General features: G+C 67.1%; 22 protein-coding genes. 11 read left to right on the top strand and 11 right to left on the bottom strand.

The features are described 5' to 3' along the window. The first annotated feature begins 1 nt into the window (after nucleotide 1). The 8 genes from ABZ004_RS39690 to ABZ004_RS39655 all read left to right on the top strand — a co-directional run bounded on the left by ABZ004_RS39690 (nucleotide 2) and on the right by ABZ004_RS39655 (nucleotide 9504). Entirely contained in the window at nucleotides 2-256 is a 255-nt protein-coding gene (locus ABZ004_RS39690; protein ID WP_355687357.1) for a phosphopantetheine-binding protein, read from the top strand. Continuing rightward, nucleotides 253-1749 carry a hypothetical protein gene (locus ABZ004_RS39685; protein WP_355687355.1) on the top strand — a complete coding sequence of 499 codons (1497 nt, stop codon included), beginning with the start codon at nucleotides 253-255 and terminating at the stop codon, nucleotides 1747-1749. The genes ABZ004_RS39690 and ABZ004_RS39685 overlap by 4 nt, the downstream gene beginning before the upstream one ends. Continuing rightward, entirely contained in the window at nucleotides 1742-3064 is a 1323-nt protein-coding gene (locus ABZ004_RS39680) for a Gfo/Idh/MocA family oxidoreductase (protein ID WP_355687353.1), read from the top strand. The genes ABZ004_RS39685 and ABZ004_RS39680 overlap by 8 nt, the downstream gene beginning before the upstream one ends. Then, nucleotides 3061-3966, top strand: a complete 906-nt coding sequence (locus tag ABZ004_RS39675; RefSeq protein WP_355687351.1) for an aminoglycoside phosphotransferase family protein — start codon at nucleotides 3061-3063, stop codon at nucleotides 3964-3966. Before ABZ004_RS39680 ends, ABZ004_RS39675 begins: the two co-directional genes overlap by 4 nt. Then, nucleotides 3963-4988: a hypothetical protein gene (locus ABZ004_RS39670; protein WP_355687349.1), complete on the top strand. Its 1026-nt coding sequence runs from the start codon at nucleotides 3963-3965 to the stop codon at nucleotides 4986-4988. The genes ABZ004_RS39675 and ABZ004_RS39670 overlap by 4 nt, the downstream gene beginning before the upstream one ends. Beyond that, nucleotides 4985-6130 carry a condensation domain-containing protein gene (locus tag ABZ004_RS39665; protein WP_355687347.1) on the top strand — a complete coding sequence of 382 codons (1146 nt, stop codon included), beginning with the start codon at nucleotides 4985-4987 and terminating at the stop codon, nucleotides 6128-6130. The genes ABZ004_RS39670 and ABZ004_RS39665 overlap by 4 nt, the downstream gene beginning before the upstream one ends. A gap of 93 nt (nucleotides 6131-6223) precedes the next feature. Next, nucleotides 6224-7009 carry an ABC transporter ATP-binding protein gene (locus ABZ004_RS39660; RefSeq protein ID WP_355687345.1) on the top strand — a complete coding sequence of 262 codons (786 nt, stop codon included), beginning with the start codon at nucleotides 6224-6226 and terminating at the stop codon, nucleotides 7007-7009. Further along, nucleotides 7006-9504, top strand: coding sequence for an FtsX-like permease family protein (locus ABZ004_RS39655; RefSeq protein WP_355687343.1), 2499 nt, complete (start codon nucleotides 7006-7008; stop codon nucleotides 9502-9504). The genes ABZ004_RS39660 and ABZ004_RS39655 overlap by 4 nt, the downstream gene beginning before the upstream one ends. Nucleotides 9505-9591: 87 nt before the next feature. Here ABZ004_RS39655 and ABZ004_RS39650 read toward each other — a convergent pair whose 3' ends face one another. The 6 genes from ABZ004_RS39650 to ABZ004_RS39625 form a co-directional block, all read right to left on the bottom strand. Further along, complete coding sequence (locus tag ABZ004_RS39650) at nucleotides 9592-10206, bottom strand: NAD(P)H-dependent oxidoreductase (RefSeq protein ID WP_355687341.1); 615 nt, start codon at nucleotides 10204-10206, stop codon at nucleotides 9592-9594. A 61-nt stretch (nucleotides 10207-10267) separates the two neighbouring features. Then, nucleotides 10268-10945 (bottom strand): DedA family protein, encoded by a 678-nt coding sequence (locus ABZ004_RS39645; RefSeq protein WP_355687339.1) that lies wholly within the window; start codon nucleotides 10943-10945, stop codon nucleotides 10268-10270. Between the two features lie 195 nt (nucleotides 10946-11140). Then, nucleotides 11141-11452 carry an NAD-dependent epimerase/dehydratase family protein gene (locus ABZ004_RS39640; RefSeq protein WP_355687338.1) on the bottom strand — a complete coding sequence of 104 codons (312 nt, stop codon included), beginning with the start codon at nucleotides 11450-11452 and terminating at the stop codon, nucleotides 11141-11143. A 25-nt stretch (nucleotides 11453-11477) separates the two neighbouring features. Continuing rightward, nucleotides 11478-12071, bottom strand: coding sequence for a dihydrofolate reductase family protein (locus tag ABZ004_RS39635; RefSeq protein ID WP_355687336.1), 594 nt, complete (start codon nucleotides 12069-12071; stop codon nucleotides 11478-11480). A gap of 8 nt (nucleotides 12072-12079) precedes the next feature. Beyond that, nucleotides 12080-13270 (bottom strand): FAD-binding oxidoreductase, encoded by a 1191-nt coding sequence (locus ABZ004_RS39630; RefSeq protein WP_355687334.1) that lies wholly within the window; start codon nucleotides 13268-13270, stop codon nucleotides 12080-12082. A 53-nt stretch (nucleotides 13271-13323) separates the two neighbouring features. Beyond that, nucleotides 13324-14154, bottom strand: a complete 831-nt coding sequence (locus ABZ004_RS39625) for a helix-turn-helix domain-containing protein (RefSeq protein ID WP_355687332.1) — start codon at nucleotides 14152-14154, stop codon at nucleotides 13324-13326. A 371-nt stretch (nucleotides 14155-14525) separates the two neighbouring features. Here ABZ004_RS39625 and ABZ004_RS39620 point away from each other — a divergent pair, with 371 nt between their 5' ends. Both ABZ004_RS39620 and ABZ004_RS39615 read left to right on the top strand, forming a co-directional pair. Next, nucleotides 14526-14837 (top strand): metalloregulator ArsR/SmtB family transcription factor, encoded by a 312-nt coding sequence (locus ABZ004_RS39620; protein ID WP_355687330.1) that lies wholly within the window; start codon nucleotides 14526-14528, stop codon nucleotides 14835-14837. Next, the gene (locus ABZ004_RS39615) at nucleotides 14838-15590 is read left to right on the top strand and encodes a hypothetical protein (RefSeq protein ID WP_355687328.1); all 753 of its coding nucleotides are present in this window, start codon (nucleotides 14838-14840) and stop codon (nucleotides 15588-15590) included. It begins immediately after the preceding gene. A 65-nt stretch (nucleotides 15591-15655) separates the two neighbouring features. Here the strand turns inward: ABZ004_RS39615 and ABZ004_RS39610 are convergent, their stop codons facing one another. The 4 genes from ABZ004_RS39610 to ABZ004_RS39595 form a co-directional block, all read right to left on the bottom strand. Then, nucleotides 15656-16006 carry a VOC family protein gene (locus ABZ004_RS39610; protein WP_355687326.1) on the bottom strand — a complete coding sequence of 117 codons (351 nt, stop codon included), beginning with the start codon at nucleotides 16004-16006 and terminating at the stop codon, nucleotides 15656-15658. A 6-nt stretch (nucleotides 16007-16012) separates the two neighbouring features. Then, nucleotides 16013-16834: a MerR family transcriptional regulator gene (locus ABZ004_RS39605; RefSeq protein WP_355687324.1), complete on the bottom strand. Its 822-nt coding sequence runs from the start codon at nucleotides 16832-16834 to the stop codon at nucleotides 16013-16015. Between the two features lie 160 nt (nucleotides 16835-16994). Beyond that, on the bottom strand, nucleotides 16995-18377 hold the full coding sequence (locus ABZ004_RS39600) for a ricin-type beta-trefoil lectin domain protein (RefSeq protein ID WP_355687322.1): 1383 nt from the start codon (nucleotides 18375-18377) through the stop codon (nucleotides 16995-16997). Continuing rightward, a complete protein-coding gene (locus tag ABZ004_RS39595; RefSeq protein WP_355687320.1) occupies nucleotides 18377-20272 on the bottom strand; it encodes a ricin-type beta-trefoil lectin domain protein in 1896 nt (631 codons plus the stop codon). The genes ABZ004_RS39600 and ABZ004_RS39595 overlap by 1 nt, the downstream gene beginning before the upstream one ends. Before the next feature lie 286 nt (nucleotides 20273-20558). On the opposite strand from ABZ004_RS39595, the gene ABZ004_RS39590 reads away from it, so the two are divergent. After that, nucleotides 20559-21824 carry a family 16 glycosylhydrolase gene (locus ABZ004_RS39590; protein ID WP_355687318.1) on the top strand — a complete coding sequence of 422 codons (1266 nt, stop codon included), beginning with the start codon at nucleotides 20559-20561 and terminating at the stop codon, nucleotides 21822-21824. 61 nt (nucleotides 21825-21885) lie between these two features. On the opposite strand, the gene ABZ004_RS39585 is transcribed toward ABZ004_RS39590, so the two are convergent. Further along, a complete protein-coding gene (locus ABZ004_RS39585; protein ID WP_355687316.1) occupies nucleotides 21886-23229 on the bottom strand; it encodes a GH1 family beta-glucosidase in 1344 nt (447 codons plus the stop codon). Nucleotides 23230-23524 lie beyond the last annotated feature (295 nt).

Genomic DNA, 23524 nt, shown 5'->3' with positions numbered 1-23524 from the left:
GATGGAGATCGAGGACCGGGTGAAGGTCGTCCTGGCCAAGGTGCTGGACAACGGGCTCACCGCCGAGGAGATCGGCTCGGAAGCAGATCTGGTCGAGGAGTACGGCCTGGATTCGCTGCAGACCATCACGTTCCTGTTGGCGATCGAGGACGAGTTCGATCTGGAGCTGGACTATCCGCAGCTGCAGCTCGACGACCTGCGGTCGGTCCGGCAGTTCAGCACCTTCGTCGCGCGGCTGGCGGCTCCGGTGCAATGACGGTCCGGCTCGGAACTTTCGACGCGGAGTCCTGGTGGCGCCCCGCCGACCTGGCGGCCCTGCCGTCGGTCGGCTGGGCCGACCCGGCAGTCGGCGCAATGGACGAACTCCTGGCGGCCTTCTGCGCGCCGAACGACCTCCTGATCACCCGGCACCCACTGGCGGCATCGATCCGAGAAGGTCTCGAAAAGGCCTTGTACAACAAGGATTTCGATCATCTATCACTCGATGCCCCCGGTTCCGAGCCGATCGAGCGGCAGGTGCTCGGGGACCCGGCGGTGCTGGTGCGGATCCGCGGTCGGGAGCTCACGCCGTACGCCGTCCTGCCGGAGACCTGGAAGTTGGCCGAACAGTGGCTGCCGGCACCCGAGATCGTGGCCGAGGTCAACTCCAAGACCTGGTCGAACGAACTCGTCCGCGAACTCGGTCTGCCCGGCGCCGGCCGGGTGGTCCGCTCGGTGGACGAACTGGTCACCGCCGTCACCGCGCTCCAGTTCCAAGCCTTGATCAAAGACCCGTACGGCGTATCGGGTCGCGCCTTGATCCAAGTCGCGACACCAGGCGTGCTGCGAGCCGTCGAGCGCGTACTGCGCAAGCAGGTGGACGCCGGTCGCCGGGTCGAGCTGATCGTCCAGGAGAAGTACGCCAAGCAGCACGACTTCTCCGGACACCTGCTGCTCGACCGCAACGGCGACTGGGAATTCCTCGGCCTCCAACTGATGACGAACCGCGGCTTCCGGCACTTCGGTTCCAGCCCGGTACCGCCCGGCCTGATCGACGAAGGCTGGTACGCCGAGACGCTGGCCGAGGTCGTCCCGGCGATCGCCAAGACCGGCTACTGGGGTCCGGTCGGGGTGGACGCGATGCTCCTCGACGACGGCACCGTGATCCCGGTGCTGGAGATCAACGCCCGGCAGTCGCTCGGCCTGCTCTCGCTGGAGATCGGGTGTCGCGCGGCCGAGCACGGACTGACCGGGCATCTCTGGCAACTCGAACTGAACGTTGCTCCAGGCAAAGGAATCGACGACGTCTTCGTAGCCCTCGGCAACCTCTTGTACGACGGCGGCACGGCGCCGGGGGTGACGGTGCTGTCCGGCAGTACGCTCGCAGCACCGGGCGGCCGGATCTATGTCGCGATCTTCTGTCCCACCGGCGAAATCGACCGTTGGCGGCAACGCCTCCATGCAGCGCTCACCACTCCCGACCTAACACCCCGCGGCCACCCCGGCCCCTCACCGGCCGGCGCCTCTCCAGTCCACGGCCACCCCGCCGCCTCTCCAGCCCCCGGCCACCCCGCCGCCTCTCCAGCCCGCGGCCACCCCGGCTCCTCTCCTGCCGGCGGCCACCCCGGCTCCTCTCCTGCTGACGGCCACCCGGCCCCTGACCAGCCCGCGGCCATCCCGGCCTCACACCAGCGCGCCGCGGCCGATGCGGCCGATAGCCGGCCACCGAAATCCCGACACCTGCTTCGCGAGGAAGGACAAGATGACTGAGATCGGCTTGATCGGAGCGACCGGGATCGCCGAGCGCGCTATCCTGCGACCGGCCGGAGCGCGAGCCGACCTACGGGTTCGGGCGGTGGCGGCGAGCGACCCGGTGCGCGCGAAGGAGTTCGCGGCGCGGCACGAGATCCCCGTCGTCCACAACGACTATCAGTCTCTGCTGGCGGATCCCGAGATCGACACCGTCTACATCTCCTTGCACAACTCCGCGCATCACCGCTGGGCGGTGCGAGCAGCGGTCGCCGGCAAGCGGGTGATCGTCGAGAAGCCGCTCTGTTTGTCGGACGACGAAGTGGCCGAGCTCGCGTTCGCTGCCGAGCAGACCCAGGTCTTCGAAGCGGTCGCCACGATCGGGCATCCCTGGCAGGGCACCGTTCGCGGCTTCGTCCAAGACCAGAACTATGGCGCGTTGCGGTCGGTCGAGACGCGGCTGACGTTCGCCGTACCGACTCCTGGTGGATATCGCGACCACCCCGAACTCGGCGGCGGTACCTTCTACGACTCCGCAAGCTACTGGTTGCAAGCGCTCCAGGCGACCGTCGGACTCGACGATCCCCTCGAGGTCTCCGGCTCCTCCGACTTCGACGGCCCGAACGGCGTCGACTACGCCTTCCACGCCACCCTCCGCTGGCCGAACGGCACGGAAGCGGTGCTGGACTGCAACTTCGGCGACCAGCACGTCGCCGACCACATCTTCACCTTCGACCAAGCGGTGATCAAAGCCCGCAACTTCCTCCGCCCGATGGCCGGCCCCCTCCCCCTCAACCTGGTCATCCTCCCCACCACCGGGAACCGCAAGGTCATCGGCTTCCCTCCCACCTCCTACTACGAAACCCAACTAACCCGAATCCTCGACACCCCCACCGGCGCCTCGGGCAGCTCCGGCGACTCCGGCAACTCCGGCAGCTCGGGCAACTCCGGCAGCTCGGGCGACTCCGGCAGCTTCGGCAACTCCGGCTCCGGCAGCTCCCGCAACTCCGGCGACTCCGGCAGCTCCGGCAGCTCCGGCTCCGGCAGCTCGGGCGACTCCGGCAGCTCCGGCTCCGGCAGCTCCGGTTCCGGCAGCTCGGGCGACTCCGGCAGCTCCGGCAGCTCCGGCTCGGGCGGCTCGGGCGACATCTCATCCATCACCATGGGCAGCACCGTGCCCGGCGACTCGGGTGACAGGACCTCCGGTGCTCCTCTCGGCGGCGCGAGCGATCCGGGCGCCGCGTCCTTTGACGCGGGTGATGATCTGGGGGCTGCGTGGGTTCGGGTGCGGTTGATGGGTGAGGTTTATGCGGCGGCGAAGGGTGGGCGGGGATGAGCAACAAGCGGCAGCTCGACGATGCTGGGCTGGAGAAGGTGTTGGTCGAGTGCGGGATCGACCCGGCTTCGGTGACGTCGACCGAGGAATTGACCGAGGGCACCTTCAACACGGTCTACCGAATCGGCCTGCCCGGCGGCGATCTGGTGCTGAAGTACTCCCCCGACCCGACCGCCCCGGTTCTCTCCCATGAACACGACTTGATCCAGACCGAGACCGAGTTCTACCGCGCCGCGTTCGGCAAGCTACCGGTGCCGGAGGTGATCGACGCCGGCGACGACTTCCTCCTCATGACCGCCCTGCCCGGCAGCACCTGGGCCTCGCAAGGCGACAGCCTCGACCGACCCAAGCTGCGCCGCGAGCTCGGTGCCCTGATCGCCGAGCTCCACCAGATCACCGGCCCCCGATTCGGCTATCCCCAGCAGGGCCTCGTCGACTCCTGGAACACGGCGTTCCTGTCGATGATGGACGACGTCCTCGCCGACGCCGTCCGCTTCGACGTCGAACTCCCCCGCCCGGCCGAGCAGATCCGCGGCTTGGTCTTAGCTCGCAACGAAGTCCTGGCCGCAGTACGGACCGCATCCCTGATCCACTTCGATGTGTGGGACGGCAACATCCTGGTCGAGGACGGCCGGATCACCGGGTTGATCGACGGCGAGCGTGCGTTCTGGGGCGACCCCGTGGCGGAGTTCGCCTCGCTGACCTTGTTCGGCTCGCTCGACGACGCTCTGGCCGAGGGGTACGGCGCCCCGGTCGACCAGGAACGGCTCTCGCTCTACCGGGCCTACCTCTACCTGATCATGCTGGTCGAGGGAACGCCCCGGGGCTACAAGGGCCCCGAGCGCGAGAAGATGGTGCGTCTGATCCGGCGGCACCTCATCCGCGACCTGGACGCGCTGTGATCGAGATCCTCACCTCCGGCGTAGCCCTCGGCGTCCACGTCCCCGGGCTCCTGCTGGCCGACCGCATCCGCGAACAAGGCGGCCAGGCGAACGTCTCCGTCCTAGAACGCCTGATGACTCCCGAAACGCTGGCAACCACAGCACGTTCCAAGCAAGCCTTCCACCGCGACTTCCGAACTGCACTGGCCGGCCAGAAGCTTGCCCGCAACGCGTCACTGGCCACCGACGACGCCGCGGTCGAGCAACAATTCAAGGCTTGGAACAAGGCCGGAGTGAAGCGGTTCGTCGTCTTCTCCGGCTTCTGGCTCACCCTGATCGAGCAGTACGCCGAGCGCTACGGCGCAGTACCGGTGGACATCTGCCACGTCGACTCGGTGCAGTCCCCGTCCTTCGACAAAGCCGGCCCGACAAGCCTTGAACCAAGACATGTCTGGCTGGCCGATGCGGACTCCGGCCTCATCCCTTGCAGCATTCCGGTCAGCCGAGAAGCCCCACTGCCCTGGCAGGAGCGCGACAGCAGACTGCTGGTACACGGCGGCGGCTGGGGCATGGGCACCTACCGCGAACGAGCAGCCGAACTACGCCAAGCCGGCTTCGACCTCGACGTCGTCGCCTACGAGAACCAAGACCTGCAAGAAGAAGGCGTTCGGTACTTCATGATCGACCCGTCCTGGCACCCCTGGCTCGACAACGGCTACCCACCGTTCGCCGAAGCAGGCAAGCCGTTCGAGCAATGCCAAGGTCACCACGGTTCGTTCGACCTGTGCCGCAGAGCCTTGGCGACCGTGAGCAAACCAGGCGGCGGCACCTTGCTCGACTCGCTGTGGTCCGCGACGCCCGCAGTACTGCTGGAACCGTTCGGCCCACACGAGCAGCGCAACGCCGACCTGTGGATCCAGCTTGGCTACGGCATCTCCTTCGCGGGCTGGCAGAACCAGGGGTTCGCCCCCGAAGTACTGCAAGAGCTGCACGAGGCTCTGCTCAAAGCGGACGTCCCGGACTACTCAAGGGAGCTCCTATGACCCTGCCGACCTCCCTGTGGCAGACCTTCGCGCTGGCGCTGGACAGGGCTCGTCCAGGCTTCACCAAAGGCCCGTGGTTCACCATGAACGCAGTGGTCGAACTCGACGACACCCTCGATGCCGACGCCCTAGCGACAGCCTTCACCGAGCTACAACGCCGACACGAAGCACTAAGAACCGAGATCGTCGACGAAGAACAGCTGATCCACCAAGAGGCCACAGCCCAGCTTGAAGTCGTAGACGAAGTCACCACACACGCAGAAGTCCCCCTGCACGCACCAGTGCGGCTGCGCCTGGCAGGCAACCGCCTCGCACTCCACCTGCATCACATGATCTCGGACCCGGTCACCCTCTGGGCCACCCTGGAAGACCTCGCCGCCCTCTACACCAATACCGGCGAAACCCCACCACCGGCGCAGTACGCGGACTACTCGACCGCCGAGGCCGAGCAAGTACGTCGTACGTGGGAACCCGCCGTCGCCTGGTGGCAGGAGCGCCTCGTCGATGCCAAGCCTTGCCCGCAGCCAAGCAGCACAGATGGAGCCGCCTTCGCCTTCCGGCAGGATCTCCTCGACGCCGACGAGGTCGCCCGAGTGGAGCAGAGAACCAAGGAGCACCGCAGTACGACCCTGGTGACCTTGCTTGAAGCCTTGGTCGAAGGCATGAACCCGCACCTCGGACCGGGCAACTCCGTCGTGTTCTCCACCCTATTCAGCAAACGAGATCGACCTGCGTGGCAGAACGTCCTCGGACCTTGCATCGTGCCGTCGCTCCTGGCAGTGCCGCGTGATGCCGAGTTACCAGCAATGCGGGAAGCCGTGATCGGCTGCAGCCGCTACGCGCGCTTCCCCCGATCACAGCTGCAGATCGATCCGCGCACACCGTTCTTCGAGTACGTCCCGCAGCAATGGCCGCCCGGCTTCACCTTCGGAAAGACCAAGGCATCGGTGATCGCGGCGGCCGGACCGAAGGACACCGGGCTGGCCGACACCCTGGCGATCCGGATGCGGACGACGACGGACGGCGTACTGACCGGGCACTTCAGTGGCGACGGCACCGACTGGACCGAACCGCTGGTGCGGCAAGTGCTCGACCGCTTCCGCTCCCACTTACTCGAAGGCGCGAACAAAGAGTGGTGCTAGCCCTACCCCCAACGGGGCCCAGCTCCATGTGGCGCAGGGCTGAATCTCCGTAGCGTCGATCCCGTCAGTCGGGAAGCACGCAAGGGGTCAGCCATGAGGCGCAAGCAAGAGATCATCAGGACCAACGATTCGGTCGTACTGCAGGACGTCCGCCGCGTCTACGGCAAGGGCGGCAGCACCGTCGTCGCCCTCGGCGGCGTCAGCATCAGCTTCGCCCGCGGGACGTTCACCGCGGTGATGGGCCCGTCCGGGTCCGGCAAGAGCACCTTCCTGCACTGTGCAGCCGGTCTCGACCGACCCACATCAGGCAGTGTGGTCATCGACGACCAACCGCTCGCCGACCTGAACGAGCGCCAGCTCACCGAGCTCCGCCGAGAGCGGATCGGCTTCGTCTTCCAGTCCTTCAACCTACTGCCGGCCCTGACGGTCTGGCAGAACGTCACGCTGCCACAGGAGCTCGACGGCCGCCGGACGAACCGCGCCCAGGTGCGCGAGGTTCTCGACCGGGTCGGCCTCAGCGACAAGCACAAGAAGCGCCCCGGCGAACTCTCCGGCGGCCAGCAGCAGCGCGTCGCCATCGCCCGTGCCCTGGTGGCGCGCCCCGCGGTGATCTTCGCCGATGAGCCGACCGGTGCCCTGGACACCCAGACCGCCGCCGACGTCCTCGAACTCCTTCGCGAACCGGTCCGCAGCCAAGGCCAGACCGTCGTGATGGTCACCCACGACCCGGTCGCCGCCTCGTACGCCGACCAGGTGGTCTTCCTGGCCGACGGCCTGCTCGCGGGCAGCCTGGTCGCACCGACGGCTGAGCAGGTCGCCGACCGGCTGACCCACCTCGGCGCCCGCGCCGCCGCAAGGGCGCAGGCGGTCGCCCGATGATGCGGCTGGCCGTGCGGACCCTGCGGTTCCGCAAGAACGGATTCATCGCCACCTTCGTGGCCGTCGTCTTCGGCACCGCGATCGTGATGGCCTGTGGCGGCCTGCTGGAGACCGGCATCCGGTCGAACGTGCCGCCGGAGCGCCTCGCCGCCGCCGATCTGGTGGTCACTGGCAAGCAGACCCACCTCCGGCCAGGAGCCGAGGACGCGACCCCGCTGACCGAACAGGTCGACCTCGACGCCTCGTTGCTGCCCAAGATCCGGTCTGTGGCCGGAGTCACGGACGCCATCGGCTCGCTCACCTTCCCTGCGCCGTTGCTCAAAGGCGGCCCGGACGGCCAGGGCCACGATTGGGCATCGGCCCGCCTCGCGCCGTACGAGCTGCAGTCCGGTACTGCGCCCACGAAGGCCGGCGACGTCGTCCTCGACGCGTCAACTGCCAAGGCCGTGCACGCGAAAGTGGGCAGCAAGGTCACTCTGCTCGTCCGTGGCCGGCCGACATCCTTCGTGGTGCGAGGTATCGCCGCCGGACCAGCCGGCCACACCTTCTTCCAAACCGATGAGGCGACGCGACTGTCCGGCGCCGGCAGCTACGCGGCCATCGGCGTACTGGTTGCTCCCGGCACCAATCTGAAGGCGGTCGAGAAGCAACTCAAGGCCGTCGGCAACGTCTCCGTGCTGGCCGGGGTGGATCGCGGCTCGGCCGAGCACCCGGACGCAGCCACCTTCCAGACCGCCCTGATCTCGATCGCCGGCTCGTTCGGTGGGATCGCGGCGATGACGATGATGTTCGTGGTCGCGTCGACACTGGCCCTGTCCGCGCAGCACAGGGAGCGCGAGTTCGCACTGCTCCGCGGCATCGGTACGACGCCCGGCCAGGTCCGCCGGATGATTCTCGGCGAGGCGCTGATGGTCGCCCTGCCGGCTGTAGCCCTTGGTTCATTGCCTGGTTTATGGCTTGGACAATTCCTCTTCGACCGGCTCGCGGCGAACGGCGTCGCCTCCGCAGCTGTCGACTACCGGCAGGGGTGGATCCCGCTGGTCGCGGGTGCCGGCGCCGCCGTACTGGCTGCCATCGGCGCAGCTCTGATCGCGGCCCGCAAGTCCGCCAAGATCCGTCCGGTCGAGGCGTTGCTCGAAGCAGGTCTGCAGCGCAAGTGGTTCGGCTGGATCCGGCTGATCTTCGGCTTGCTGTTCACCGGTGGCGGCCTCGCCCTGGTGATCGTCACCCTCGCGGTGATGACCGGCCCACTCGCCGGTGCGACCGCCGGCCCGGCCGTCCTCTGCTGGGCGATCGGCATCGCGCTCCTCGGCCCATTCTGGACCAAGGCCGTCCTGACCGTCCTCCGCTGGCCCCTGTACGCCGTGAGCCGGGTGAACGGGCGACTCGCGATCCTCAACGTGACCGCCCGATCGGTGGCGATGTCGGCCGCCGTGATGCCGGTGATGCTGGCCGTCGGGATCTCCACCGCGAACATCTACATGCAGACCACCCAGGTGCACGCCTCGGAGACGGCATTCACCAAGGACCTGCGAGCGGACGCCGTACTGGTCTCCACCGGTGGGGGACTCGATCCGGCGCTGCTCGGCGAGGTACAGAAGCTGAAGGGGGTCGCGAGCGCCTCGGAGTACGTGACGAGCAACGGCGTCATCGACGAACCACGGAATGCCCCCTTCGACGAGGACGGTGCACCGCTGCAAGGCATCACGGCCCAGGGCAAGGACGGCGCCGCGCCGGTAAAGGTGACCTCCGGATCGCTGGAGAGCTTGACCGGTGCGACGGTTGCGTTGCCCGACTACGTCGTCTCGAAGATCGGGCGAGGGGTCGGATCGACGATCAAGATGACGCTCGGCGACGGCGCGTCGGTGGACCTGAAGGTGGTGGCGACCTTCGCGGCCGATCGCGGCTACGAGAGCATCGTGCTGCCGGCTCGGCTGCTCGCCGAGCACACCACGGATCGGCTGGCCAAGCAGATCCTGGTCCGGGCCGAGCCGGGTCCCGACATCAACGGTGAGCTGCAGAAGCTGGCGGCGGCCCACCCCGGAGTACAGGTTTCTGATAGGGATGCCCTGATCGCCGGGAACAGTGCGGATCTCAAGACTCAGGCGTGGGTGAACTATCTGCTGGTCGGCATGTTGATCGCCTACACCGCCGTCTCGATCGTGAATTCGTTGGCCTCGGCAACGGTTCGCCGGCGCCGTGAGCTCGGGTTGCAGCGGCTCACCGGTTCCACCCGCGGCCAGGTACTACGGATGCTCACCACCGAGAGCTTCCTGGTCGCCCTGGCGGGCATCATCCTCGGGACCCTGGTCGCGCTGGCCACTCTGATTCCCTTCAGCGCAACGGTTTCCACCTCGGCCCTGCCGAGTGGACCGCTGTGGATCTATCTGGTGATCGTCGGAGCCGCAGCGACCCTCACGTTCGGCTCGATCCTCCTCCCGGCGATCGCCACCTTGCGAACCCGCCCGGCCGAAGCAGCCGCCCGCGCCGACTGACCATCCCTACGCGGCGGCCAGTGGTCTGTGGCTTCGGCCGCAGACCACTAAGGGACCTGCTCCACCCCTGCGGTGGAGCAGGTCCTTCTACTTGACCGGATTGGGCTCGGGAACAGGCTGGAGGGCGATCGTGGTGGCCTGGATCAGCCCGGCGTTCTTCCGCACCCAGGCCGAAAGCGCGAGCTGGAGGTCTTCGAGATCCTTCTCCTCCAGCGTCACCGCCGGCGTGGGTACGCTGGCGCCGAGCTCGGCGAGGACCGGCCGCAGGTGGATGTCGGCGAGCAACTTGTGGCTGGGCGCTGCCGAGATCGTCACCGGGACGACGACCGAACCGGCGAGCGCCTGATGCGGCAGCACATCGAGGAAACTCTTCAGCAGACCGGTGTAGCTGCCCTTGTAGACGGGCGTTGCGAGGACGAGCACCGAGGCCGACGAGGCCAGATCGATGGCGTTGTCCAGCGCGGTCCGGTCCTTCTCGGTGGCGGTATCGCCCTGGAAGATCGCCGGGGCGAAGGTGACCAGGTCGACCAGTTCGTCGATCCGGTACGGCGTACCGAGTTCGCTGGCGAGCAGTTCGGCCACCGAGGCGGCGGCTGCGGCGGTCCGCGAACCCGCCTTGGGGTTGCCGACCACGGTGACGACGGATTGCGGCCAGACCGGCGGATCCGGCACGATCCGCGGCTCGAAGGCGATCGATGGCATCGGGACAGAGCTCCCAGCAGGTTCGGGGATGAGACTCCGAGCGTAGCCAAAGTCGAGCGGGTTAGTTGACTTTCTCAGATGCCGAACGCTTCGCCCTGACCTTCACCGTCACGAACCAGCCGACGGCAGCCACCGCCGCGGCGATCACGGCCCACTGGAAGACCCCGATCGACGACTCGACCAGGTGCCAGTTCTCCCCCAGTTGGTGTCCGGCGACGATCAGCGCCGTGTTCCAGGCCAGGCTCCCGAGCGCGGTCAACACCACGAACAGCCACACCCGCATCCGCTCGACGCCGGCCGGAACGGAGATCAGACTCCGTACGACGGGCACGCACCGGCCGATCAGCACCGCCTTCGGCCCGTGCTTGGCGAACCAGGCCTCGGCCTTGTCGACGTCCTCGACCTTCATCAACGGCAACTTGGCCGCCAGCCGCCTGGTCCGATCGCGCCCGAGCACCCCGCCCACGCCGTACAGGGCCAGTGCCCCGACGACCGAGCCCAGTGTCGTGAACAGGATCGCGCTGACCAGCCCCAGCTCACCGCGCGCGGCCGCGAACCCCGCCAGCGGGAGGATCACCTCGCTGGGAAGTGGCGGAAACAGGTTCTCCAACGCCACCGCGAGCCCGGCTCCCGGAGCACCCAGCTTCTCCATCAGGTCGGTCGCCCACCCGGCCAGGCCTCCGGTCGGCTCCTGCGTCGCCTGCAGCGCAGTCATCATCACCCTGTTCGTCGAAATCATGGCATCGACGCTAGATTCGCGGGGCCCTTCGCACCCTGCGGCCTACCACCGTCTTCTAGGTCGGGTTTTCCACCGTACAGACCTAGGGAAAACCCCCGACCGAGTCCTCTCGGTGCCCAAGACGACGTTTCACAATCTGATCAGCGGGGATTGTTGCTGCGCCAGGCGACGTAATCGGCGACCGAGGCGGCCGGGTCAAAGGCGGGCTTGAAGCCGGTGTCTTGCGTCAGCCGGGCGAGCAGCATCCAACGCATTCATCAAGCCGCTCAGATCGGTTCGGAAAAACTCGACCGGATCGTCGCCGGGGATGGTGCCGGCAAGATGCACGATGTCGCTGATCTCGTACCGCTTGCCAAGGGCAAGGAAAGCTTCACGATCAGTCGTGTCCAGGGATTCCACGGTGACCCGCCCGGCCAGGAACGACGGCACCTCCGTACGCCGGTAAGTGGTCACGACGACCTCGTGCCCCAGTTCGACCAGAGCCCGTGCCGTCTGCGCACCGATCATGCCCAGTCCTCCCGGTGACGAGGGATCATCGGATCACCTCGTAGTGCAGGTGGGTCACGCCCGGCGCCGGAACGGCTTCGATCAGCCGAAGCTCCACGTGTTGATGCAACTCCTGGAAGAAGGGCCGTCCGCCGCCCAGCAGGATCGGCACCTGGTGCAGGATCAGCTCGTCGACGAGCCCTGCGGCCAACGCGGCGGTGAGCACGCCGCCACCCATCAGGGCGACGTCCTTGTCCCCGGCCAGTTCGCGCGCGGCCGCGACGGCGTCCTCGATCCCGGTCGTGATCACGGTCTGCCGGTCCCGCTCGCCCGCCGGCGGACGGTGGGTCAGCAGCACCAACGGGGCCTCCGGGTGCGGCGTACCACCGTTGATCCAGCCCGAATCGTCGTACGTGTTGCGACCCACCAGGCTCACCCCGACGCGAGCGGCCGCGGCGTCGAAGAGCGGCGCGCTGGCCTCGCTCAGCTTGAACCCCTCGAAGACCTGGCTCGGCGTATCGCCGGAGAAGTACCAGTCGAACAACATCGGCGCATCGCCGAGCCCCCGGCCGGTCCCGGGGTCGCGCCCGGTGATGTATCCGTCGACCGAGACGGACAACGCGCAGAGAACCTTGCTCATATCGCTCCTCACACTGCTTGGTTGAAGTCGAAGAATCGGTCCGGGTCGTAGGTTTGCTTGACCGCCTTCAGTCGCTGGTAGTTGCCCGCGTGGTACGCCGCGGCCCAGTCGTCGAGCGCCGGATCGGGGAAGTTGGGATAGACGCGTCCGGACCCCTCGGGATGAGCGATCCGCCACGAGTCGTCGACCCACGGATCGCAGACAGCGCCGACGTGCTCGAGCAGGAAGCGTTCGTTGCGGTGGGCAAAGGCGGTGGCATCCTCGGCGACCTGGTTGTAGGCACCACCCATCGCGTGGAGGTTGAGCTCGCGCCGGCCGTCGGCACCGTCGAGCGCTCCCAGCAGTGCCGTGACAGTGCCGGGCGTCATCGACTGCGAGAAGTACTCCGATCTCAACCGGATGGCGGGCAGACCACGCGGGTCGTCGAAGGCCTCCTTCAGCAAGCTGTACGGCATCCTGCGCAGATCCAGTGCGGAGGGTTCTACGAACTCTTGCAACAACTCGCGAGTCGGCCCTTCCGCCAGCAGGGAAGCTCCGATGAGTGTCACCTCGAGAGGCAGGCCGGGCTCGGACGCGACGACGAGCTTGACCGTGAGATCGTCCGGGGCGTCGGGCGCCCATGTCTGCCAGGCCGAGACCACTTCCTCGGCTGCTGTGCCCGGCAACCTCGCCACGAGATAGGTCGCCATCGGCTCCGGGAGGGTCGCGAACCGCAGTACGGTGACCACCCCGAACTGACCGCCGCCTGCTCCCCGCAGGCCCCAGAAGAGCTCCGGTTCACGGTTCTGGTCGCACTCCACCACACTGCCGTCGGCAAGGACGACCTGGGCACCGATCAGGTGGTCGCAGGTCAGCCCGTACTTGCGGCCGAGCAGACCGATGCCGCCACCAAGGGTCAGCCCGGCGATGCCCACAGTCGGACCGCACCCGGCAGGAATGGTCCGGCCCACCGTATGGAGCGCCGAGTAGACCCCGGCCAGCCGGGCACCGGCGCCGATCGTCGCGGTGCCGTCGGCCGCCACCGAGATGCCGTCGAGGCCGGACAGGTCGAGCACGATCCCGTCCGTCGACGACCGCCCCGCGAAGCAATGCCCACCACCACGAGGAACCAGGTGCTCACCGGTAGCTCTCGCGAAGGCCAGCCCCTCGACGACATCCTTCACCGAGCGGCACTGCACGACGTACTTCGGCTCTCCCATGCCTCGAAGTTACGAGCAACCCACCCGCCGGTTCTTGAACAAATCGCGCAGGCTCAGACCGGCAGGAGCTGCCTGCTGCGGGTGGCGAGGAAGGGCTGGTAGGACCCGGAGTGGTCATGGTCGCAGCTGCAGCGATCCGCGTTGACGCCGAGGAACTCCCGCGGGGTGAGACCGGTCAACCGGAGGCATTCGCGGCTCAGATGCGCCTGGTCGGCGTACCCGACATCTACCGCCAGTCCCGCCATCCCGTCCGCGCCACGCCGCCCCGATGCGACGGCGCCGGCCTGGGCCAGCGCGAGAAATCCCTGGAATCGCAACGTCCGTTGAAGAACCTTAGGAGTCATCCCGACCGACTGCAGCACCCGGCGTCGCAACTGGCTCGATGAAAGCGCCAGATGATTGGCCAAGCTGTCGATGTTGACCGGCTGCCAGGGCATCAGCCCCAGCACCGCCTCATTCACCAACGGGTCCCGGCTCGTACTACGGAACTCCAGCACCAGGTGCTCCTGCAGAATCGCGAGCGCGCGTTCCGGCGTACGGGCCGATGCCATCGCCTCCACCAGGCGCTCCGCCGAACTCCGCCAGAGCTCCAGCAGCCCGAGCCGCTGCCCGACCAGCTCGTCGAGCATCGCCGGCAGCGGCGGCGCAGTCCCCGGATGGAACCGCACCCCCACGATCGTGGTCTTCGCCGGGATCACCTCGAGCTGAGCCCCGGTCAGCGGGCCGAGCAGCTGCGGCGCCCCACCGATCGGGAAGTGAATCTCCACCCCGCCCGTCGGCAGATGCCGTTGCAGGTACGCCGTATCGCCGGTCCGCTGGATCCACACCGTCCGCACCACGCCCGCCAAGGCCGGCACCGGCGCACTCTCGACGTAGGAATCCATGCCCCTCATCGTCGCACTGCACCAGGCCCGCCGCTGCTGCGATCGCATCGACACTGCTGCGCTCGTAGTACGCGGCGGCAACGACCGGCACCCGGATCCTTCAGCAGGTCGGCGGCTCACTCGGCACCGCAGTACTGGCGGTGATCCTGCAGCAGGGCGCTTCCTTCAGGACCGCCTTCTGGGTAACCATCGGCCTGACAGCTATCGCCGCCATCCCTGCCCTGTCCCTCCCTCGCAGCGCAGCCAGGTCCGCGGTCTGAGAATCCTTCGCTACCGCCTTCCGGTAACCATCGGTCTCACAGCCGTCGCTGCCCTGTCCCTCCCTCGCAGCGCGGTCGAGTCCGTCGGATGAGAGGGGTTATATTCCTTGGGTGGCAACTACGTTCGAGGTGCTGGCCGAGCCGCGGCGGCGGGAGATCCTCGATCTGTTGCGGGCCGGCGAGCGCCCGGTCGGTGAACTCGTCGACGCGCTCCGCCTCAGCCAGCCGGCCGTCTCCAAACACCTGAAGGTGCTCCGTGACGCCGGCCTGGTCGAAGTACGCCAGGACGCTCAGCGCCGCTGGTACCGCCTGCGCCTCGCGCCCCTGGTCGAGATCGACGCCTGGCTCGCGCCGTACCGTGACCTCTGGCGCAACCGCCTCGACGCCCTCGAAGCCCACCTCGAAGAGATGGACGACCAATAGATGCCCACCGAAGAACTCGCCCGCCGCTGGTGGGTCCGCGGCCGCCGGATCGCCTCGGTCGAACGGGCCGGCAAATTCATCGACGATGTCGGATTCGCGCTGCTTTTCCCAGCCCCGAAGCCGATCGGACCGTCGCTGTGGGAGGCGGTCGCCGGCGAGGACGACGAACCGTTCGGCGAGGGTATGGGCGAGAACGAGCAACGGGTCTGGACCTGGAAGGACGAACTCCCCCGCCGCGGGCTGGCCTGGTACGGCGCGTATCTCGGCGGCCGCGGTTCCTTCCTCTCCCCCACTCTCCTCGCGGCGCTCTACCCCGGTGAAGGCGAGCTCGACGACCACGAGCACCTCGACCTGTCGCCAGCTGCCCACGAACTGGCCGCCGCCCTAGCGATCGAACCCCTCTCGAGCGCCACCCTGCGGCAACTGCTCGGCGACAAGAACAAGTACCAGCGAGCGATCGGCGAGCTCCAGCGGAATCTCCTCGTCACCACCGCCGGAGTACAGGAATCCTCCAACGGCTGGCCGGCGGCGCTGCTCACCCTCACCTGCGAGCAGTTCGACGTCGGCGGCACCCAGGACCACAGCGCCGCCGCCGCGCAGTACCTCGACACCATGCTGACCGCCTCAGCGGCAGACTTGGCCCGCGCCTTCCGATGGTCCACCCCGAAGGCCCGTGACCTACTCGACGACCTCACCCACTCCGGCCGCGCCACCTTCGACGGCCGGACCTACCAGCCACTCACTCCGCGCTGACCCCTGCCGCCCGAGACGATCCGTCCCGGGCGGCAGAGGCATCCAGCCTTAAGACAAGCCTCGGTTCAGCGGATCTCCGCCACGTCGAAGACGTTGCCTTCGGGGTCGGCGAGGGTGACCCAGTGGGCGCCGAACTCGTCGAACTCACCGACCCGCTTCGCGCCGAGTCCGACCACCCGGTCCACCTCGGCGGCCCAGTCGCCGGTCGAGAAGTCGATGTGCAACCGGTTCTTCCCGGTCCGCTCCTCCGGTACCTGGATGAACATCAGCGCCGGTCCGTCTCCGCCTTTGTTCACGGTGGCGAAGAACTCGTTGGCTTCGGCGTCGACCTGGGTCTGCAGGACCTGGGCCCAGAAGCCTGCCAGGGTCGCCGCGTCGGTGCAGTCGAAGACGACGTGCTCGAGGGTGAAGGACATGGTGGATCAACCTTTCAGGGTAGGAAGCTGCTGGATCGGCCAGCAGATCTCGGTACGGAAGTTGGCCGGGTTCGTCGTCTCGCCCGGTCCGGTCAGGTAGAGCTCGCGGATCGGCCCGGACCCGACCTCGCAGTACTCCGCGACATGACTGCCGAGGGCGCCGTACGTGCGGTCGAAGTCGGTGAACGGCCCGTCGTGCCGCGCGATCGCGAAATACCCGGCCGGCAGATCGATCAACTCGACCCCTTCGGCCGGCTCCTGGTCAGGCGCGACCGGGAGGAACCCGACCACCTCACCGACGTCGTCGGTGAAGAAGCCGTCGCCGTACGTCGCGCCGCTGGTAGCCGTGATCTGCCGGCTGGCCGCCAGCTGACCGAGCCGGCCGAAGGTGACGCCGCACCATTCGTCGATCACGGACCGGTCGACCTGATCGCGGATGCCGAAGGCGCGGAAGGCGGGCATGAACCGGTACTGGACCGTCAGCTCGGCCACCGGCAGCGTCAGCATCGCGCGCAGCGACTCGACCGCCGTCCGGGTTTGCACCAGCTCGCGCTCCATCTGGTCCAGGTGCAACCGCAGCGTCCGGTCCCGGGTGGCGACGTCCGGCGCTTCGACCACCTCCCGCACCTGGGCGAGCGGCATCTGCAGGTCGCGAAGCCGCCGGATCAGCTGGGCGACGCCGACCTGCGTGGTCTCGTAGCGCCGGTACCCCGACGACGGGTCGATCTTGGCCGGCGCGAGCAGGCCGATCTCGTGGTAGTGGTGCAGCGTCTTCACGCTCAGATGTGTGAGCCGGGAGAACTCACCGATGGTCACCGACGCGGTCATGACCAAAGCTTCCACCCTCCGGTCACCGGAGGGTCAACCCCACGCAAGAACGACCACAACCCGGGGACGCGGGCGTGGTCGCTCTGCGGGGTGCCGGCACGGGCAGGCACCTGGTGTTCGAGTACTACGGGTTAGTTCACAACTCGTAGTACGGGTAGGTTCACGGCCTGAACTGGGCGATCACCTTGGTGAAGTCCCAGTTCGCCTGCGGGATCTGGCTGCAGGTGTCGTCGCCACCACCACTGGATCCGCACGGCCGGTCCCGGTTCACCGACCAGAAGGTGAACCTGGCCAGGTGATTGGTGTTGGCGTAGGTCAGCATCTGCTGGAAGTCCGAGAGGTTGACCCGCTCCCCGGCGACGTCGGTGAGCCCGTTCATCGACGAGATCCCGATGTGCCGGAAGGCCTGGTCGTCGGAGTATCCGTACGCACTCTTGACCTGGTTCTTCAGCCCGTTCGCCGCCTGGATGCTCAGCGACCCCATGTTGGCCGAACCGCCACCGAAGTCGAACGGCATGATCACCCAGCCGTCCAGCTGCAGACCCGCCGCCGCACCACGCCGGATCATGTCCTGCCCGTTCCCGTCCGGACCGCTCGTCGTCGTACCGAAGGTGACGTAGGTGACGATGCCCGGGTTGTTGGTCTCGATGATCTTCAGCGCGTCGACGACCTTCTGCCGCGAGGTCGTGTTGCTCATCTCGGTGTCTTCGATGTCGATGTCGATCGCCTTCAGCGACAGGGCATTGATCACCTTCTGGTACGCCGCTGCCAGCTCGCTCGCGGAGTTGCAGCTGTTGCCGAGCTTGTTGCCGGACCAGCCGCCGAAGGAGACGACCGCGTCACCGCCGTTCGCCCGGATCGTATTCAGTGCCGACTGATCGACGCCACCGGTCAGCGACCGCCCGCCGTCCCACTGCGGGTTGCAGTACCCGTTGGACAGGATGAACGCCATCGTGAACCACTTGACGCCCGTCGCACTCATCACCGTGGCCGGACTGGGCGGGCTCCCCCAGCCTTGGTACAGGTACGGCGCCGCGCCGATCCCCGCACCGCCGGTCGGCGGCGGGCCATCCGGCAGAGCCGGTGCGTTCCACTTCTGGTTCGCACCGCCACCACAGGTCCACAGCTGCACCGGGGTGGCATTGGCGGAATTGTTGCCGGTGACATCAAGACACTTGTTCGCCTGCGGGTTCACCAGGTCCTTCGCAGCGGAATAGGTCCACTGCTGCGCACCACTACCGTTGCAGGTCCACAGCTGAACCCTCGCGCCATTGGCCACCGAGCCCGCACTGACATCCAGGCACTTGCCAAGCGCTTTGATCGTGCCATCCGTACTACGGGTCCAGGTCTGCGCCCCGGTGCCGTTGCAGTCATAGATCTGTACTGCGGTGCCGTCGGCCGTGTTCGCACCGGCGACATCGAGGCACTTCCCGGCCAGACCGGTAATGGTTCCGCTGGCCTCGGCGGCCTGAGCCGGTGCCGAGGAGATCAGCATTCCCACTCCGACCGCGATGACCGCTCCTGCGGCCAGCAGCCGGCGCATCACGCCACCCACTTCTGGTTCGCGGAGCCGGTACAGGTCCAGATCTGCAACCTGGTGCCGTTCGCGGAATTGTTGCCGGTGACATCGAGACACTTGTTCGCCTGTGGATTCACCAGGTCCTGGCCACTCGTGTATGTCCATTGCTGAGCGCCGCTGCCGTTGCAGGTATAGAGCTGAGTCACCGCACCGTCGGCAGTCGAACCGCTCGCGACGTCGAGGCACTTGCCGAGGGCACGGACCGTACCGTCGCCCGGACGGCTCCACTGCTGCGCGGCGCTGCCGTTGCAGTCGTAGAGCTGGACCGCGGTGCCATCGGCGGAGTTCGCGCCGGCCACGTCGATGCACTTACCGGCCAGACCGGTGATCTGACCGTTCGTGCCACCGCCACCGCCCTGCGTGCCGGACCAGGTGAAGGTCGCCGAGGTCTTGGTCGGCAGCGTGTAGGTGAAGGACTGACTACCCCAGTTCACCCGCACCGACTGGTTGCCGCTGGTGGTGTTGAAGGCGATCAGCGCCTTCGAGCCGTCCGGGTTCTTCCAGGCCACGTTCTTCACCGAGGAATTAGCCGTGGAATCGATGCGCACTGCACCCGGCTTCACGAACTTCGTGATGTGACCCATCGTGTAGTACTCGACAGTCTTGGTGACCTGGCCGCGCTGACCGTCGTTGCGGTGTACGGTGACGAGCCCGGTGCACACGTTGCAGCCCGCTCCGACGTACGGCAGGTGCTGCTCGTCCAGGGCGATGCCCCACTTCACCCACGACTTGTCGTAGTTGCGGGTGTAGTCGATCAGGTTGTTCATGTCCTCGACCTGCTGGTTCGGGATCCAGGTGCCGCCCGAGTGCTCGGTCATGTAGGCGTTGACGTTCGGGTACTGGTTGTGGACCTGGGTCTGCAGGTTCACGTCACCGCCGTACCCGTGCCAGGCGATGCCGCCGAAGTTCGGGTCGGCGCGCAGGCCGGCGTCCGCGATCGGCACCGAACCGAGGTCGTTGTAGTTGCCCCAGTTGTAGTCGAGGATCAGCACCTTGGTGCTGAGGCCGGCGGCGTGCAGGGCCGGGAACAGGTGGTTCTTGGTGAAGTTCAGCAGCCCGGCGCCGTTCCAGTTCATCGAGGCGTAGCCGGTGTTGTCGTTCCCGCAGCAGGTCGGCTCGTTCTGCACCGAGACGTAGTCGATGTGGTTGCCCTGGGCCTCGTTCTGCTGCAGGTACTTCACGAAGTACTGCGCGTACATCGGGTAGTACTCGGCCTTCAGCCAGCCGCGGTGGACGAAGTCGTTGTTGTCCTTCATCCAGGCCGGCGCGCTCCACGGCGAGCCCATCACCTTGAGGTTCGGGTTGAGCTGCTTGGCCTGCTTGGTCAACGGGACGACGTCGGCCAGGTCGTGGTTGATGCTGAAGTTGTTCAGATCGCAGCAGGTGTCGTCGTAGGAGTAGTTGAACCGGGCCAGATCCGAGGCGCCCATCGGGTTGCGGACGAACGACAGCCCGATCCCGTTCACCGGGTCGAACAAGTCGCGCATCACCTGGTCGCGGGTCGCGGCCGAGATGGTGTTGCTGCTGTTCAGCAGCCACGCGGAGCTGTCCGCGAAGGAGGCACCGCCGCCCTCCCACGACTGGTACGTCGTGTTCTCGTTGACCGTGATCGTCTGGTTGGCCGAGCCACCGGCCGGGCCGAAGTTGACCGGCGTCTGCTGCTGCAGGCCACGGGTGACGTTCTGGCCGGCCGAGTCGTTCGTGGTGGTCAGGTAGACCTGTACCTGTTCGCCGGCGGCGTGCGCAGGTTCCGGGTTGGTGATGCTCAGGCCGGTCGCGGTCACGCTCAGGGCCGCGAGCCCTACCAGGGCAGGAATGAGGCGCTTGCGGCGCCGGCGTTGGATCCCGTTGGGGGGCATGGCGGAATCTCCCTTTTGCTCAAGGGCTTTCACAGGGCGGATGGGACCCCCGGGTACCGGCGTCTGCCCGCGCCGCAACAGGTGGTCAGCACGAGGTAACCATCGGTGCAGACCGCTGTCAACGTCATGACGGCGACTTTTTTCACGACTTATATTTACGCGTGGGCTTGACGTGAAAGCGTTCTCACAGCAGGCTGCCTCCCAGCGATTCCCTGTCTCGCAGCAGTCCGCCCCCGCCCCCAACGGCCGGACAGCGTTGTCCGGCCGCGCGAGAAATGAGGTACGCATGAGATCTCCGCGTCCCCGGTTCCGTTCCACCGCGTTGCTCGCCGTCGGCGCAGCGCTGCTCGGAACCGCCTTCCTCCAAGCCTCCGCCACCGCCGGTACGACGTCCGCGGCCGGCACCAGCTCCTCGATGTCGGCCGCCGCTGTCGGTCCGACCATCTGGGAGGACAACTTCGACGGCCCGGCCGGCCAGGCCCCCAACGCGAGTAAGTGGCGCTACGACATCGGCGGCTCCGGCTGGGGTAACAACGAGCGCGAGTACTACACCAACAGCACCAGCAACTCCGCCCTCGACGGCGCCGGGAACCTGGTGATCACCGCCCGCCGTGAATCCGGCGGACACAGCTGTTGGTACGGCACATGCGAGTACACCTCCGCACGGTTGCTCACCGCGGCGACCTTCACCCAGCAGTACGGCCGCTTCGAGACGCGGATGAAGATCCCGCGTGGACAAGGTCTCTGGCCTGCCTTCTGGATGCTCGGCGACGGTGGTGCGGGTTGGCCGGACCAAGGTGAGATCGACATCATGGAGAACATCGGCAAGGAGCCGAGCACCGTACACGGCACCATCCACGGGCCCGGGTACTCCGGCGCCGGCGGCATCGGCGCCCCCTACTCGTTGCCGAACGGCCAGAAGTTCGCCGACGGGTTCCACACCTTCACCGTCGACTGGTCGCCGAACTCGATCATCTGGTACGTCGACGGTGTCCAGTACCAGCAGCGCACTCCCGCCGACCTGGGCGGCAAGACCTGGGTCTACAACCACCCGTTCTTCATGATCATGAACGTGGCGGTCGGTGGCGGCTGGCCAGGTGATCCGGACGGCAGCACCACGATGCCGCAGACCATGACCGTCGACTACGTGCGCGTCAGCAGCCTCACTGGAGGCGGCGGTGGCGGCACGATCACGGCTCTCGGCAAGTGCATGGACGTCGCCGGTGCGAACTCTGCGGACGGCACAGCCGTTCAGCTCTACGACTGCAACGGCACCGCCGCGCAGCAGTGGAGCCGTCCGGGTGACGGCACGATCCGTGCCCTCGGCAAATGCCTGGATGTCGCCGGTGCCGGAACCGCTGACGGCACCAAGCTCCAGATAGTCACCTGCAACGGCAACGGGGCCCAGCAATGGACCTATACCGGTGCGCACGACCTGGTGAATCCACAGTCCAACAAGTGCGCGGACATCCCGTCGGGGAACGCCACCAACGGAAACCGCCTGCAGATCTGGACCTGCAACGGCACCGCAGCCCAGAAGTGGACCATCTGACAAACAACACAAAGCACCCCGCTTTCCCTTCATTTGAAAGGAAAGCGGGGTGCTTTGCTGGTCAGGCCTGCCGGTGCGACTTGATCAGGTCCGTGTAGGTCTTACCACTGGTCTTCAGCACCCGGGTGCCGCTCGCATAATCGACGTACGCGAGGCCGAACCGCGGCGCATAACCATAGGCCCACTCGAAGTTGTCCATCAGCGACCAGGCGAAGTAACCGGCCAGCGGCGCACCCTGCTGAACCGCGCGGACACAAGCGGCCAGATGCCCTTCCAGGTAAGCCGTTCGCTGCGGGTCGTCGACCTCGAAGTTCGCATCGGGCTGGTCGACCCACGCCGAACCGTTCTCGGTGATGTAGATCTTCTCCGCGCCGTACTCCTTGGCCAGCCGCAGGATCAGCTCCTCCAGCCCCGACGGGTGCACCTCCCAGTCGAGCATGGTGTGCTCGGTGTTCGGCCCCGGAACCTGGCTGAATCCCAGCAGGGGAACGGAATCGTCGGCCTTGATGATCTGCCGGAAGTAGTAGTTCAGCCCGATGAAGTCGGTCGGCGCCGCGATGATCTCGGCATCGCCCGGCTGCTCAGGCAGCTCCACGCCGTACGTCTCGATCATGTCTGCGGGGAATCCGCGACCGAACACCGGGTCCAGCCACCAGCGGTTGATGTGCCCGTCGGCGATCTGCGCAGCGCGGATGTCCGCCGGGCTGTCACTCGCCGGTTCGGTCCCACTGAGATTGACGACCAGCCCGATCGACGCCGGCTCCGGCGCCGACTCGCGCAGCGCTGCGACGCCGAGGCCGTGCGCCAGCAACAGGTTGTACGACGCGCGCACGGCGATCGCCGGGTCGGTGATGCCGGGCGCCATCCGGCCTTCCCAGTGACCGATCCACGCCGAGCACAACGGCTCGTTCAAGGTCGCCCAGTCGCGCACCCGGTCGCCCAGCCTGGCACCGACAACGGCCGCGTACTCCGCGAACCGGTACGCCGTATCGCGGTTCTCCCAGCCACCGAGATCCTGCAGCCCCTGCGGCAGATCCCAGTGATACAAGGTGACGAAGGGCTTGATGCCCTCGGCAAGCAAATCGTCGACGACCCGGTCGTAGTAGTCCAAGCCGGCCGCGTTCACCGCACCGGAGCCGGTGGGAATCACTCGCGGCCAGGCGATCGAGAACCGGTACGCGTCCACGCCGAGCTGCTTCAACAAGTCGAGGTCCTCGGGCCAGCGGTGGTAGGAATCGCACGCGACGTCACCGGTGTCGCCGTTGTCGATCGCACCGGGCACGCGACAGAACGTGTCCCAGATCGACGGCAGCCGACCGTCGGCGTCGATCGCACCTTCGATCTGGTACGCCGAGGTGGCAGTACCCCAGACGAAGTCCTGTCGGAGCGGGGAGAGCTCGACCATCGGTGACCCCCAAGGGGTAGTAGGCGGGTTTTTTCAAAGCATAGTTGAAGTCCTGAACCCCGAATAGCAACTACCCAGTTTCCGGAACCACCCACCCCCAACGCCCCATCCCACCCCATCCGCCCCGCCCCATCCGCCCGCCGAACACCGTTCTTTCGCCCACTGGCCCGCTATAAGCGCACCAGCCGAGGAAAAACAGCGTTCGTCCGCTCGGGTGAGAGTGCGGCGCGGCGTGCGGGTGCCGGATGCGGGGTGCCGGATGCGGGGTGCCGGGTGGGTGCCGGGTGCCGGCCGG

The organism is Kribbella sp. NPDC006257, assembly GCF_040613535.1.
Taxonomy (GTDB): domain Bacteria; phylum Actinomycetota; class Actinomycetes; order Propionibacteriales; family Kribbellaceae; genus Kribbella.
This window is presented reverse-complemented; position numbering and strand designations above follow the sequence as displayed.

Bases quoted from the DNA above. Each gene is read 5' to 3' on its own strand.
- ABZ004_RS39640 (WP_355687338.1), bottom strand. From the start codon at position 11,452: ATGATCGGTGCGCAGACGGCACGGGCTCTGGTCGAACTGGGGCACGAG.
- ABZ004_RS39650 (WP_355687341.1), bottom strand. From the start codon at position 10,206: ATGCCATCGATCGCCTTCGAGCCGCGGATCGTGCCGGATCCGCCGGTC.
- ABZ004_RS39630 (WP_355687334.1), bottom strand. From the start codon at position 13,270: ATGGGAGAGCCGAAGTACGTCGTGCAGTGCCGCTCGGTGAAGGATGTC.
- ABZ004_RS39665 (WP_355687347.1), top strand. From the start codon at position 4,985: ATGACCCTGCCGACCTCCCTGTGGCAGACCTTCGCGCTGGCGCTGGAC.
- ABZ004_RS39590 (WP_355687318.1), top strand. From the start codon at position 20,559: ATGAGATCTCCGCGTCCCCGGTTCCGTTCCACCGCGTTGCTCGCCGTC.
- ABZ004_RS39625 (WP_355687332.1), bottom strand. From the start codon at position 14,154: ATGGATTCCTACGTCGAGAGTGCGCCGGTGCCGGCCTTGGCGGGCGTG.
- ABZ004_RS39595 (WP_355687320.1), bottom strand. From the start codon at position 20,272: ATGCCCCCCAACGGGATCCAACGCCGGCGCCGCAAGCGCCTCATTCCT.
- ABZ004_RS39690 (WP_355687357.1), top strand. From the start codon at position 2: ATGGAGATCGAGGACCGGGTGAAGGTCGTCCTGGCCAAGGTGCTGGAC.
- ABZ004_RS39645 (WP_355687339.1), bottom strand. From the start codon at position 10,945: ATGATTTCGACGAACAGGGTGATGATGACTGCGCTGCAGGCGACGCAG.
- ABZ004_RS39615 (WP_355687328.1), top strand. From the start codon at position 14,838: ATGCCCACCGAAGAACTCGCCCGCCGCTGGTGGGTCCGCGGCCGCCGG.
- ABZ004_RS39655 (WP_355687343.1), top strand. From the start codon at position 7,006: ATGATGCGGCTGGCCGTGCGGACCCTGCGGTTCCGCAAGAACGGATTC.
- ABZ004_RS39680 (WP_355687353.1), top strand. From the start codon at position 1,742: ATGACTGAGATCGGCTTGATCGGAGCGACCGGGATCGCCGAGCGCGCT.
- ABZ004_RS39605 (WP_355687324.1), bottom strand. From the start codon at position 16,834: ATGACCGCGTCGGTGACCATCGGTGAGTTCTCCCGGCTCACACATCTG.
- ABZ004_RS39685 (WP_355687355.1), top strand. From the start codon at position 253: ATGACGGTCCGGCTCGGAACTTTCGACGCGGAGTCCTGGTGGCGCCCC.
- ABZ004_RS39600 (WP_355687322.1), bottom strand. From the start codon at position 18,377: ATGCGCCGGCTGCTGGCCGCAGGAGCGGTCATCGCGGTCGGAGTGGGA.
- ABZ004_RS39635 (WP_355687336.1), bottom strand. From the start codon at position 12,071: ATGAGCAAGGTTCTCTGCGCGTTGTCCGTCTCGGTCGACGGATACATC.
- ABZ004_RS39660 (WP_355687345.1), top strand. From the start codon at position 6,224: ATGAGGCGCAAGCAAGAGATCATCAGGACCAACGATTCGGTCGTACTG.
- ABZ004_RS39675 (WP_355687351.1), top strand. From the start codon at position 3,061: ATGAGCAACAAGCGGCAGCTCGACGATGCTGGGCTGGAGAAGGTGTTG.
- ABZ004_RS39585 (WP_355687316.1), bottom strand. From the start codon at position 23,229: ATGGTCGAGCTCTCCCCGCTCCGACAGGACTTCGTCTGGGGTACTGCC.
- ABZ004_RS39610 (WP_355687326.1), bottom strand. From the start codon at position 16,006: ATGTCCTTCACCCTCGAGCACGTCGTCTTCGACTGCACCGACGCGGCG.